At 31.1% G+C, this 13801-nt stretch carries 12 protein-coding genes; 10 read left to right on the forward strand and 2 right to left on the reverse strand.

Going from position 1 to position 13801, the window contains the following annotated elements:
• Positions 1-230: 230 nt before the first annotated feature.
• Positions 231-2510, forward strand: a complete 2280-nt coding sequence (nrdA, locus tag CF66_RS01600) for a class 1a ribonucleoside-diphosphate reductase subunit alpha (RefSeq protein WP_034411328.1) — start codon at positions 231-233, stop codon at positions 2508-2510.
• A gap of 82 nt (positions 2511-2592) precedes the next feature.
• Entirely contained in the window at positions 2593-3726 is a 1134-nt protein-coding gene (gene nrdB, locus CF66_RS01605; RefSeq protein WP_016503556.1) for a class Ia ribonucleoside-diphosphate reductase subunit beta, read from the forward strand.
• A gap of 86 nt (positions 3727-3812) precedes the next feature.
• Here nrdB and tsaB read toward each other — a convergent pair whose 3' ends face one another.
• Entirely contained in the window at positions 3813-4499 is a 687-nt protein-coding gene (tsaB, locus tag CF66_RS01610) for a tRNA (adenosine(37)-N6)-threonylcarbamoyltransferase complex dimerization subunit type 1 TsaB (protein WP_016503555.1), read from the reverse strand.
• 313 nt (positions 4500-4812) lie between these two features.
• On the opposite strand from tsaB, the gene folB reads away from it, so the two are divergent.
• The 7 genes from folB (at position 4813) to rpoS (ending at position 9862) form a co-directional block, all read left to right on the forward strand.
• Complete coding sequence (gene folB / locus CF66_RS01615) at positions 4813-5184, forward strand: dihydroneopterin aldolase (RefSeq protein WP_016503554.1); 372 nt, start codon at positions 4813-4815, stop codon at positions 5182-5184.
• An 85-nt stretch (positions 5185-5269) separates the two neighbouring features.
• Positions 5270-6073 carry an undecaprenyl-diphosphate phosphatase gene (locus CF66_RS01620; protein WP_016503553.1) on the forward strand — a complete coding sequence of 268 codons (804 nt, stop codon included), beginning with the start codon at positions 5270-5272 and terminating at the stop codon, positions 6071-6073.
• Positions 6074-6141: 68 nt separating this feature from the next.
• Entirely contained in the window at positions 6142-6423 is a 282-nt protein-coding gene (ftsB, locus tag CF66_RS01625; protein WP_016503552.1) for a cell division protein FtsB, read from the forward strand.
• A complete protein-coding gene (gene ispD, locus CF66_RS01630; RefSeq protein ID WP_034411331.1) occupies positions 6410-7129 on the forward strand; it encodes a 2-C-methyl-D-erythritol 4-phosphate cytidylyltransferase in 720 nt (239 codons plus the stop codon). Before ftsB ends, ispD begins: the two co-directional genes overlap by 14 nt.
• 44 nt (positions 7130-7173) lie before the next feature.
• Positions 7174-7641, forward strand: coding sequence for a 2-C-methyl-D-erythritol 2,4-cyclodiphosphate synthase (ispF, locus tag CF66_RS01635; RefSeq protein WP_016503550.1), 468 nt, complete (start codon positions 7174-7176; stop codon positions 7639-7641).
• A 300-nt stretch (positions 7642-7941) separates the two neighbouring features.
• The gene (locus CF66_RS01640) at positions 7942-8832 is read left to right on the forward strand and encodes a peptidoglycan DD-metalloendopeptidase family protein (RefSeq protein ID WP_034411333.1); all 891 of its coding nucleotides are present in this window, start codon (positions 7942-7944) and stop codon (positions 8830-8832) included.
• A gap of 52 nt (positions 8833-8884) precedes the next feature.
• The gene (gene rpoS, locus CF66_RS01645) at positions 8885-9862 is read left to right on the forward strand and encodes an RNA polymerase sigma factor RpoS (protein WP_016503548.1); all 978 of its coding nucleotides are present in this window, start codon (positions 8885-8887) and stop codon (positions 9860-9862) included.
• 20 nt (positions 9863-9882) lie between these two features.
• Here the strand turns inward: rpoS and mutS are convergent, their stop codons facing one another.
• Complete coding sequence (gene mutS, locus CF66_RS01650) at positions 9883-12474, reverse strand: DNA mismatch repair protein MutS (RefSeq protein WP_052541657.1); 2592 nt, start codon at positions 12472-12474, stop codon at positions 9883-9885.
• Between the two features lie 291 nt (positions 12475-12765).
• Here mutS and recA point away from each other — a divergent pair, with 291 nt between their 5' ends.
• A complete protein-coding gene (gene recA / locus CF66_RS01655; protein ID WP_034411335.1) occupies positions 12766-13776 on the forward strand; it encodes a recombinase RecA in 1011 nt (336 codons plus the stop codon).
• Positions 13777-13801: the final 25 nt, after the last annotated feature.

The following is a 13801-nucleotide window of genomic DNA, read 5'->3' on the forward strand; positions in this document are numbered from 1 at the left end:
TTAAGTACAGCATTATGAATACTATCTGAAAATTATTTAAAACTTTAAGAAATTTTATCATTTGTTCTATAGTTTCTTCAGTCTTGAGTCTTATGTTTTGTTATTTCCTTGTAGCACTACAATTTTTTAGGGAGGACCTATAGCTCCAAGCTTGAATATGATTTGCAAGTTTTGTATAAATTTAAAATAAAATGTATGGTGTTATTAGTTTTGTTAGGAAATGTAGTGGAATGAATCAAAAACTTACTGTTACGAAGCGTGATGGAAGAAAAGAGAACATAGATCTTGATAAGCTGCATCGTGTTATTACATGGGCTTCAGAAGGTTTAAAAAATGTTTCTGTATCTCAAGTGGAATTAAAAGCTCACATTCAGTTTTATGATGGTATTACTACTTCAGATATCCATGAAACTATTATTAAATCTGCAGCAGATTTAATTTCAGAAGGAACCCCAGACTATCAATATCTAGCTGCGCGTTTAGCTATTTTTCATTTAAGAAAAAAAGCTTATGGTCAGTATGAACCACCTAAGCTTTTTGATCATATTGTTCATCTAGTTAATATTGGGAAATATGATAAACATTTATTAATGGATTACTCAAAGCTAGAATTTGATGAACTAGACCTTCATATTGAACATAAGCGTGATCTAAATTTTTCATATGCCGCTGTAAAACAGTTAGAAGGTAAATACTTTGTACAAAATCGTGTATCTGGAAAAATTTATGAAAGTGCTCAATTTTTATATATTTTAGTTTCTGCATGTTTATTTGCTAATTATCCGAAAGATAATCGACTCAATTATGTCAAACAGTTTTATGATGCGATTTCTATGTTTAAAATTTCATTGCCTACCCCAATTATGTCCGGAGTTCGTACTCCTACACGTCAATTCAGTTCTTGTGTGCTTATTGAGTGTGATGATAGTTTGGATTCTATAAATGCAACAGCAAGCTCTATTGTTCATTATGTATCTCAACGTGCAGGTATTGGTGTCAACGTTGGTCGTATTCGAGCTCTTGGATCTGAAATTCGTGGTGGTGAAGCATTTCATACTGGTTGTATTCCATTTTATAAGTACTTTCAGGCTGCTGTAAAATCTTGTTCTCAAGGTGGTGTGCGTGGTGGTGCTGCCACTTTATTTTATCCTTTATGGCATGCTGAAGTTCAATCTTTATTAGTATTGAAAAATAATCGTGGTGTAGAAGAAAATCGAATTCGTCATATGGATTATGGAGTTCAGCTAAATAAATTGATGTATCGACGTCTTATTCATGGAGAGAAAATAAGCTTATTTTCTCCTTCAGATGTTCCTGGTTTGTACGATGCATTTTTTGCAAATCAAAATGAATTTGAGCATTTATACGTTAAATATGAAAGTGATCTATCCATTAAGAAAGAGACTCTTAGTGCTGTTGAATTATTTTCTCTATTATTGCGAGAGCGCGCATCAACTGGACGTATTTATATCCAAAATGTTGACCATTGTAATACACACAGTTCATTTAATTCAGACATTGCTCCTATTCGTCAATCTAATCTTTGTCTTGAAATTACTTTGCCGACGAAACCACTATTGCACCTTGAAGATAATCAGGGAGAAATTGCATTATGCACTCTTTCAGCATTTAATTTAGGTACTATAAAATCATTAGATGATTTTGAAGAGCTTTCTGATTTGTTAGTGCGTGCATTAGATTCTTTGCTTGATTATCAAGATTATCCTTTACTAGCAGCATACCAATCAACAATGAATCGACGAGCATTAGGTGTTGGTGTCATTAATTTTGCTTATTATTTAGCTAAGAATTCTGTTAAGTATTCTGATGGTAGTGCCAATGAGTTAACACATCGTACGTTTGAAGCTATTCAGTACTATTTATTAAAAGCATCTCTAACATTGTCAAAGGAAAAAGGCATGTGTCCATTGTTTAATGAGACAAATTATGCGAGAGGTTTATTGCCTATTGATACTTATAAAAAGGATGTCGATTTAGTTTGTAAAGAACCGTTGCATTACGATTGGGATTCTTTGCGTAAAGAAATTATAAAATATGGTTTGAGAAATTCTACTTTGACAGCTTTAATGCCATCTGAAACATCCTCTCAAATCTCTAATGCAACTAATGGTATTGAACCACCTCGTGGGTACGTGTCAGTAAAAGCTTCAAAAGATGGGATTTTGAAGCAAGTTGTACCAGAATTTATAAATCTAAAGGAGAAATATGAGTTGCTATGGGACATAGATTCTAATGAAAATTATTTGCATTTAGTAGGAATAATGCAAAAGTTTATTGATCAAGCTATTTCTGCTAATACTAATTATGATCCAAGTAAATATGATAGTGGTAAAATACCGATGAAGCAGCTTGTTCACGATTTACTTATTGCTTATAAATTCGGCATCAAAACCCTTTATTATCATAATACACGAGATGGAGCCAAAGATGAACAATCAGATGCAATAATCCAGAATCATTCTTGTTTAGATGGAAGTTGTACGATTTAATATTAGTCTACTTGTTTTTAGAAAATATAATATGTTCCTTACACTTGCTTCCAAATGATGTATAAAAATAATTGGGGTAACCATGGTATATAGTACTTTTTTTCAAAAAAAAAATGATCAGTTGAAAGAACCAATATTTCTCGGACAATGTGTTAATATTGCTCGTTATGATCAACAAAAATTTGAAGTTTTTGAAAAACTTATTGAAAAACAATTAAGTTTTTTTTGGCGACCAGAGGAGGTCGATGTTTCTGCAGACCGTATTGATTACAATCAGTTACCAGAACATGAGAAGCATATTTTTATTTCCAATCTTAAGTACCAAACATTGCTAGATTCAATACAAGGTCGTAGCCCAAATGTTGCTTTGCTTCCACTAGTATCATTACCTGAAGTTGAAACATGGATTGAAACTTGGTCATTTTTTGAAACGATTCATTCTCGCTCATATACACATATTATTCGTAATATTGTCAATGATCCTAGCATTGTATTTGATGATGTTATTCAGAATGAATACATTTTAAAACGAGCAAAAGATATTGCGTATTATTATGATGATTTAATTCAAATGAGTAATGATTATCACCGTTATGGGGAAGGTATACATGAAATTAATGGTAAAAATATTAGACTTAATATCAATGAACTTAAAAAAAAGATTTATTTATGTTTAATGTCTATAAATGTACTTGAAGCAATACGTTTTTATGTTAGCTTTGCTTGCTCATTTGCTTTTGCAGAGCGTGAGCTTATGGAGGGTAATGCTAAAATAATTAAATTAATTGCACGTGATGAAGCGTTGCATGTAGTTGGTACTCAGCATATGCTGAATCTTTTGCGCAATGGTGAGGATGATTTTTCTTTTGTAAAGATTGCAAGAGAATGCCAACAAGAGTGTTTTAATTTATTTAAAAAAGCTGCTGAACAAGAAAAAGAATGGGCTGTATATCTTTTTAAAGATGGTTCAATGATAGGTTTAAACGAAGACATTCTTTGTCAGTATGTTGAGTATATTACCAATCTTCGTATGCAAGCAGTTGGTCTTAATTCTGCTTATCCAGAAGCAAAATCTAACCCGATTCCATGGATTAATGCGTGGCTATCTTCAGACAATGTTCAGGCAGCACCGCAAGAAGTAGAGATTAGTTCATACTTAGTTGGTCAAATTGATAACAAAATTAATGTTGGTGATCTAGGAGGATTTGAGTTATAAATTTATATATTATCTTAAATTATTTTATTCTACTATTATGCAATGAGTTTTACTTGATTTAATGATTGCATTTTATTATCTGAGTTTCAATTAGATACGATCTTATCTCGTAGGTATACAGGAGTTGCTTCATTGACACTTAGTACATTACCTTTTTCAAGTTCAAATTTGGCTAAATAAGCAATATCTTGTGCCTCAGAATATATTGTTTTTGTATTTTTAAATTTTATTAAGATCTTGTTAAGATTCTCAGAGCATGTCTCTAATTTTGTCTTTGCTATGCCAAAAACTGACTTAGTATTAATTAGTTTTTTTTCTAGGGTTTTGTATGGAATTGTAGATTCTATATCAATAGAATTCCAACTTCCGTCTTTTAGGCGATAAAAATTACCCCAATATATTTCGTTCATACGAGCATCAATTGCGCAAGCTACTCGAGTTAAGCCATATCTTCGGTATATATTTTGGGCTATAGATTGTAAACTTGAAATTCCAATCATTGGTAGGTTTTTAGAAAATGCTAACCCTTTAGCAATACAAATACCAATACGTAAACTTGTAAAACTACCTGGTCCGCGAGCATAGGCTATGGAATGAATCTGATTTAAGGTAATTTTAGCTTCTTTTAGAACTTCATCAATCATTGGTAAAATTTTTTGAGTGTGACATTTTAGAGCAATTTCATTTCGTATATAAAGCTCATTGTTATGTGTTATTAAAGCGATAGAGCAATTTTCTGTAGCTGTATTTATGGCAAGAATTGTTTTATTCATTAATATTAATTAATCTCTCATTTTATTTATTCATCATTGTAAAATGACTAATATGTTTTTTATATACTTTCCCTATAGCATTGCTGATTATTAAATTTTGATCAATAATTAATCGTTCTAGTGAACTGGTTATGTATATAAATTATTTTTTATATAGATATATTTGATTTTTTAAGATAGGTTAGTTCCAATATGGACTTATCTCACTTTAATTGCAATTGCTTTTGTTAAAAGAAATTAACAATTTTCTATTATTTTCTCATATTCGTGCATTATATCTTTTTGAAATTATAATATAGGAAGTTTATTAAACATGGATAAAATATTTATTGAACATTTAGAAGTCATTACAAAAATTGGCATCCATGATTGGGAACAAGACATTAAGCAAAAACTTATTTTTGATATTGAAATGTTACACGATAATCGAAGAGCTATTCATAGTGATGATATTCTTGATGCATTAGATTATACCAAAGTAAGCGAAGTCATTTTGAATCATATTCAAGCTAAGCGATTTTTATTGATTGAAAAAGCCGCTGAGGAGGTTGCATCATTGATAATGAATAACTTTTCTGTACCTTGGATAAGAGTTCGTTTAATTAAAAAAGGATGCATACCAGAAGCTAAAAGTGCAGGTGTATTGATTGAAAGAGGAAAGGAAATTAGAAAACAACTAAAATAAATCACTATTTATTTTATTAAGAATTATGTCACTGTTAATATATTTTTTGTATAACTGTTATATAAAAAGCTAAGTTGAGGAACCTGTGGATTATATAGAAGTATTTTTTCTAGCTTTAATTCAAGGTGTTACAGAGTTCTTGCCTATTTCTAGTTCAGCTCATTTAATTCTACCTTCAGTTATTTTTAGTTGGGAGAATCCAGGTCTTTTTTTTAGTTTAGCTGTACATGCTGGTACATTATTAGCAATTATAGTTTATTTTAGAAAAGAACTATCTACATTGCTTAGTTTTTGTTTACACGCTATCTTAAATGGTAAATCAAATAAAGAATCTCAGTTAGTATTGATGATTTTATTATCAGTAATACCTACCTGTGTATTTGCATTATGTATAAAAGGCATTCTTGAACTATATTTATATGATCCATGGATCATAGTTAGTACTACTATAACTTTTGGCTTATTACTTTGGTATGCTGATGTAAATGCTACTTTAGTCAATGATGAATATTCAATAGATTGGAAGAAATCATTATTTATTGGAATTGCACAAGCAATAGCAATAATTCCAGGTACTTCTCGATCTGGAATAACGATTACAGCTGCATTACATTTAGGTCTTACACGTAAGGCTGCTATTCGTTTTTCTTTTCTTATGTCAATTCCAATTATTATTCTAGCTAGCGTATATCTATGCTTAGGATTAATAAGAAATCCAGAAACTATTTTTATAGATCTTTTATTAATTGGTGTTATAGTATCATTTGTTAGTTCTTATATTTGTATTCATTTCTTTTTAAAACTTATTTCTCATATTAGTATGGTAGTGTTTTCTGTATATCGGTTAATTTTTGGATCTAGTTTACTTTTATTTCTACTCTTAAATTAAGAAATAGTATCAGTTCTTCTATTAATTAACGTTTTGATTTGTTTTATATTTCATCATGCGATAAGTCTATGAAGTTTTTAAATTTAGTTTTATTATTGCTATTGGTTTATCTGCAATATTCGCTTTGGTTTAATAAGAATGGAATTCTTGATTTTTATGCTGTACATAATGAGATTAAAGTTCAACGTCAAATAAATGCTAATTTAAAAATTGAGAATGATAAAATTTTTGCTGAAATAACTGATTTACGTCAGGGTTTTGATGCTATTGAAGAGCGTGCTCGATATGAACTTGGTATGATCAAAGAAGGGGAAACATTTTATCGTTTAGTTGAACATGAATCAAAATAGGATATTATCAGTTAAATCCATCGTAGCAATCGTGCCAGCTGCAGGTGTTGGGAGTCGGATGAAAACTAGTATACCTAAGCAGTATTTAATGTTATCGGGTAAAACAGTACTTGAATATTCTGTAGAAAAGTTATTAAGTCATCCATTAATAAATAAGATAGTTATTGCAATTGCTGATTTTGATCCGTATTATCCAGAATTATCTCTTTCTAGCAATCCAGATGTCATCAAAGTTTCAGGTGGTAAAGATAGAGCTAATTCCGTACTGTCTGCACTTAAGTATGTGAAAGAACATCGTTTATCTAAATGGGTTATAGTTCATGATGTAGTTCGTCCTTGTATTCAATTATCTGATATTAATAAATTGATTAAAAAGGCATTAAATCATGATGTTGGTGCAATTTTATCAATACCTGTACGAGATACCATCAAATATGCTGATAAACAAAAAAACGTTAGATATACTTTAGATCGGTCATCTTTGTGGCATGCATTAACACCACAAATGTTTAAAACTGAAATTTTATTTCATGCATTAGACAAAGCCTTAAGTTTAGGATTAAAGATCACTGACGAATCATCAGCTTTGGAGAATTTAGAAAAACGTCCTGCATTGGTTATAGGGAGGGCAGATAATATTAAAATTACTCAACGAGAAGATCTTTATTTAGCTAACTTTTTTTTATTTTATAAAAAAACAATTTAGTTTAGTCAGGTTTTTTTAAAATATAAATGGACTATTATATTATAATGAGAATTGGTCATGGTTTTGATGTCCATAGGTTCGGTGGCTCAGGACCACTTATTATTGGCGGTGTTCCTATCCCTTACAAGCAAGGTTTGATCGCTCATTCAGATGGTGATGTGGTATTGCATTCCTTATGTGATGCATTATTAGGAGCAATTGGTGATGGGGATATTGGTGAACATTTTTCTAACACTGATATAATTTGGAAAAATGTTTGTAGTTCTAAAATGCTTAAGCATGTGTATAGCAAAGTTTGTTTTCATGGTTATGTATTAGGCAATGCAGATATTACTATCATAGCTCAATCTCCAAAAATGAAACCATATGTAGAGATGATGTCTGTAGTTATTTCAAAGAATCTTAAAACTAACATAAATAATATTAATGTAAAAGCAACAACAACTGAGTATCTAGGTTTTATTGGTCGAAAAGAAGGTATAGCTTGTGAATCGGTTGTTCTGCTTAAATAAACTAAGATAGTATTTATGAAATACAGTGATGTTTATCTCCAAATTCATGTCATTATCAAGTTAAATGAATCTACATGATTTGGTGTTTTCTTTTTTCTGAAAAACGTTTTATCGCCCTGTCAGCTATTTATTAAAATATTAATTTCCTAATTTATACTATCCTAAAAATGTAAATGTAATAGCTCTTATAGTTTTATAATATTCTGTAATATTTATTAGTAAATAAAAGCTATCTAAATGAGTAATTACTCTCTATGTGAAGTAAAAAGCATGCTTTTTGTGTTGATATTAGGAGCACAAATGAAATCACTATTGTTGAGAAGTTTATTTATTATGTGCATTTTTAGTATACTATTTGGGTGTACTGAACAATTACATATTCCTGCACCAGTTATTGAACTGAAAAAAAATTATAGCACTATCACTCCTGATAGCTATCAAGATAATACTTATGAAGTTAAAAAAGGTGATACTTTATATTTTATTTCCTATCTTACAAATAAAAATGTAGAAGAAATCATTCATTTTAATCAGTTAAAATTTCCTTATACTATTTATCCTGGTCAAAAGCTTCAACTCCAAAGTTTATCTCATATACCTATTCATCATACTGAGAATTCTAGTATAGATGCATTTCCTGAAGTGATAAAATCAGTTAAAAATGCTAAGCAAAAATTGAAATTAGTAGAAAAAGATTTATCTAATAAGGTTGATCAATCGAAATCAAAAGGGTATGTTGAGTTTCAATATAAAGATAAAATAAATGCGAATAAGACTTTTAAAAATCCAAAGCTCAGAAAAAATAATAAGGTAACTAATTGGTTATGGCCAACTAAGGGGAAAGTAATTAAAGAATTTTCTTCTAGCGATCAAGGTAATAAGGGAATAGATATTGCTGGGAACTTTGGTCAGCCTGTGATATCAAGTGCTGATGGATTAGTTGTTTACTCTGGAAATGCTCTTCGCGGATATGGAAATTTAGTTATTATTAAACATAATAATGATTATATTAGTGCATACGCTTATAACAAACAGTTACTCGTAAGTGAGGGGCAAGATGTGAAAGCTGGTCAAAAAATAGCGATGATGGGAAATTCTGAGATTGGAACTGTTTGTTTGCATTTTGAAATACGTTACAAAGGTAAATCAGTAAATCCAAAGCTGTACTTACCAAATCAGCAAGCATCTTAATTGATGCTGTCTTTCTAGGCCTAATTAAGGCGAAGCATGGGAGGCGTTAAAAATGAATACTAGCAATCCAGCAGCGAAAATTGAAGAATTAGATTTAGAGAAATTTGATATTGAATCAGAAAAGGCTTTTCTTATTACAGCCCAGGATTTTTCAACAGATAAGGAGGAATTTGAAGTATCTGAAAAAAATTTAGATGCAACTCAGATGTATTTAGGTGAAATTGGTTTTTCTCCTTTATTGACTGCAGAGGAGGAAGTTTTTTATGCTCGGCGTGTATTGCTAGGTGATAATATTGCTCGTAAACGTATGATTGAAAGTAACCTTCGATTAGTAGTAAAAATATCTCGCCGTTATAATAATCGTGGTTTAGCTCTTCTCGATCTTATTGAGGAGGGTAATTTAGGATTAATTCGTGCTGTTGAAAAATTTGATCCAGAAAGGGGGTTTCGTTTTTCAACATATGCCACTTGGTGGATTAGACAGACAATTGAACGTGCCTTGATGAATCAAACTAGAATTATTCGTTTACCAATTCACGTAGTTAAAGAACTTAATATTTATTTGCGAACAGCTCGTGAATTATCACAACAGTTGGATTATGAACCTACAGCAGAAGAAATTGCAGTGAAGCTTGATAAATCAGCTTCTGATGTAAGTAAAGTACTACGGCTTAATGAGCATATTGGTTCAGTAGATATCCCAATTGGTAATAGTGGAGAGAAAGTATTATTAGATATTATCCCTGATCTTAATAACTCTGATCCTGAATTATCAACACAGGATAAGGATATTGAGGAGTCACTAATTCATTGGTTAGATGAATTAAATCCTAAACAGAAAGAAGTTTTAGCACGTCGGTTTGGTTTATTAGGATATGAACCAGCAACACTTGAGGAAGTTGGCCGAGAAATTAGTTTAACTCGTGAGCGTGTTCGCCAAATTCAAGTAGAAGGTTTGCGTAGATTAAAAGAAATCCTTATTAATCAAGGTTTAAATATGGAAAATTTGTTTAATTCTGAAAGAATATAGTATTTTTTACTGAATAAAAATCATTTTTCATTGATATGAAAGGTATATGATTTATTTTTATTAGTGATTAGTATTTTTAATTGGTATAGTTTCTCTAGTGCTTGACGAGGACTTAGATCATCTAGCTCTATCTCCGATAAAATTTTTTCTAGTTGATTTATATTTCTATTTGCTATTTGTTGGTTGTGTATCTTTAGGCCATCTGGATGTTCATTATTTTTTTGAAAATATTCTAATTTTTGTCGAGCATTTTTAATTACTGTTTTAGGTAAACCAGCTAATTCTGCAACTGCTATACCATAGGATTTATTTACTGAACCTTCTTTTATTGAATGCATAAAAGCAATTTTATTTTTATACTCAACTGCATCTAAGTATACATTAGCAACACAATCAGACAATTGTTCAGCTAATTTTGTCAACTCAAGATAATGAGTAGCGAATAAAGTCATTGCTCCAATACTAGTAGCTAACCATTCAGCAGTAGCCCATGCTAATGATACTCCATCGTAAGTGCTAGTGCCTCTACCAATTTCATCCATAATTACTAAACTATTTCTTGTAGCATTATGAAGAATATTTGCTGTTTCTGTCATTTCAACCATGAATGTCGATTGACCAGAAGCTAAGTTATCTGATGCTCCAATTCGAGTAAAAATCCGATCTATAGGACCAATTTTAGCTGAGCTTGCTGGTACATAAGAGCCTGTATATGCTAACAGAATAATCAATGCAGTTTGACGCATGTATGTAGATTTTCCACCCATATTAGGGCCAGTAATGACTAACATTTTTCGTTTATCATTTAGTTTAGTTGGATTGGCAATAAAAGGCTTATTAATTGTTTGTTCAACTACAGCATGTCGACCTAATTGAATCTGAATTCCACTGATAGAGTTGAAAGATGGTTGGCAGTAATTTAATGTTTTTGCGCGTTCCGCAAGATTTTGCAAAACATCGATTTGTCCAATAGCTGCAGCAAGATTTTGCAGTGATTCTAAATGGGGAATTAATAGATCAAATATTTCTTCCCAAAGTTTTTTTTCTAATGCTATAGATTTTGAACGTGCGTTAAAAATTTTTGCTTCATACTCTTTGAGTTCTGGTATAGTATACCTTTCGACATTTTTTAGAGTTTGATGACGAGAATAATGTTTTGGAATTAAACTACTTTGTTTACGACTAACCTGAATAAAAAATCCTTGGACATTATTATATCGTACTTTAAGTGTATCGATTCCGTAAAGTTTACGTTGCTCCTTTTCTAATTCAGTTAAGTATGTTAATGCTCCATTTGCTAATATACGATATTGATCTAATTCTTTGTTATAACCTTCTTTAATCACATTACCATCACGAATGGTAACTGAAGGTTCTTCTTTTAATGAAATTTTAAGTAGTTCATATACTTTTTCATTAGGCAATGAAAATTGAGCTAATTGTATGAGATGAGGTGTCATTATAGAATTAAATATTATTTGTAATTCTGGTAACTGTTTTAATGTTTGACGTAATCTAATCATATCTTTAGGTTTGGCAGACCGTAATGCCAATCGAGTGATAATACGCTCAATATCTGCAATTTCTTTTAGTATAGGTTGAAGCTTTATAAACAGAGAATTTCGTTTGATTTCTTCAATAGAGTCCAACCGTTGTTGTAAGGTATCAAGGCAACGTGTTGGTTGTTGTAGCCAACGTTTTAGCATACGGCTACCCATAGCAGTTTTAGTACAATCAAGTAATTCAACTAAGGTATTTGTATTACCACCTGATAGATTTTTATTAATTTCTAAATTGTGACGTGTAGCAGCATCTAATATCATCAAATGATGTTGTTGAGTGAAAATTAAAGAACGTATATGCGGAAGCGCAGTACATTGATTATTTTTTACATATTGAATTAAACAACCTGCAGCACGTAAGCCTAATTCAGCTTGTTCAACGCCAAAACCAGCCAAATTTTGTGTTCCAAATTGTTGGTTGAGTTGTTGTTTAGCTGTATTGAGTTCAAACTCCCAAACAGGTCGAGGTCGATTCCCATTTCGGTGATTTACTAATTTAGTATATTTGAAATCTTCAGGGAAAAGAAGTTCTGTTGGCAAAGTACGTTGTAATTCCGAAGCCATTTCGTTTTCTGTCTCTGGCTCAGTGAGTTGAAACCGACCAGAAGTTATATCTAAAGTAGCGTAACCAAATTTGCCTTTTTGATAATAAATTGCTGCAATTAAATTATCAATCTCTCCTTCTAACAATGTTTCATCGGTAACAGTTCCTGGTGTAATGATTTGTACTACTTGTCTTTTAATAGGAGCTTTTTTATCAGTAAGTTCTCCAATTTGTTCGCAAATGGCCACTGATTCACCTAGTTGAATTAATTTTGTTAAGTAGTTTTCAAGTGAATGAAATGGTACGCCTGCCATTGGCACTGGTTTACCTGCTGATTGGCCTCTTCGAGTTAAAGAAATATCTAGTAATTTAGAGGCACGTTTAGCATCATCATAAAATAATTCATAAAAATCACCCATACGATAAAATAACAACATCCCGGGATTTTCAGCTTTTAATTTTAGGTATTGCTGGATCATAGGAGTGTGATTTTGGTTAATGTTCATGTGTAGTATTTATCACTTATCTATACTATCGAATGATATGTTAAATTACTATTATTAAAAAAGATAATAATAAATGTTCTTAATATCAACTGTAATCTTTATTTTTTTATCAAAATTCGGAAAAGTTCAGGTATTATACCTGGTAAACGTGTAAATTCTATGAATTAAAGTACAATATTGCACATTGTAAAACTTGGTATGATTAATATCTAATGCTTTTATCTTGTTTTTAAAACATAACTTGATAAGTATAGAATTAAGAGATAGATATTGAAAGAGTAGGAATAAGTTATGGATGAAAATAAAAAAAAAGCATTAGCTGCAGCCCTTAATCAAATTGAAAAACAATTTGGTAAAGGGTCAATAATGCGTCTTGGAGATAATCGTACTATGGATGTTGAAACTATTTCAACTGGTTCTCTTTCCTTAGATATTGCTTTAGGTACAGGGGGGTTGCCAATGGGGAGAATAATAGAAATTTATGGTCCAGAATCATCAGGTAAAACAACGTTAACTTTAGAATTAATTGCTTCTGCGCAAAGATTAACCAAAACTTGTGCGTTTATTGATGCAGAGCACGCATTAGATCCAATTTATGCAAAAAAACTAGGTGTCGATATTGATAGACTTTTAATATCTCAACCAGATACTGGTGAACAAGCATTAGAAATTTGCGATGCGTTAGCCCGTTCTGGCGCTATTGATGTCATTGTTATAGATTCAGTAGCTGCATTAACACCAAAAGCTGAAATTGAGGGAGAAATGGGTGATAGTCATATGGGACTTCAAGCTCGTATGCTTTCTCAAGCTATGAGAAAATTAACTGGAAATTTAAAGCAGTCTAATTGTATGTGCATTTTTATTAATCAAATTCGTATGAAAATTGGTGTGATTTTTGGGAGTCCAGAAACTACAACTGGAGGTAATGCTCTAAAATTTTACGCTTCAGTGCGTCTTGATATTCGTCGAACTGGTTCCATTAAAGAACGTGATGAAATCATTGGTAATGAAACCAGAATTAAAGTTGTTAAAAATAAAATTGCCGCACCATTTAAGCAAGCTGAAATGCAAATTTTATATGGTCTAGGTTTTAATCGTGAAAGTGAATTGATTGATTTAGGTGTGAAGAATGAACTAATCGAAAAATCTGGTTCTTGGTATAGTTATAATGGGGATAAAATTGGCCAAGGAAAAGGTAATGCGTGTAAGTACCTAAAAGATAATGTAGATAAAGCAAGACAGCTAGATAAACAACTTCGAGAAAAATTACTTATATTAGATGAATTGAAAGAAATTAGATAAAAGAAAGATTTTACTAAGTGTTCAT

It is taken from the genome of Candidatus Photodesmus anomalopis (assembly GCF_000731785.2).
Classification (GTDB): Bacteria; Pseudomonadota; Gammaproteobacteria; order Enterobacterales; family Vibrionaceae; genus Vibrio; species Vibrio anomalopis.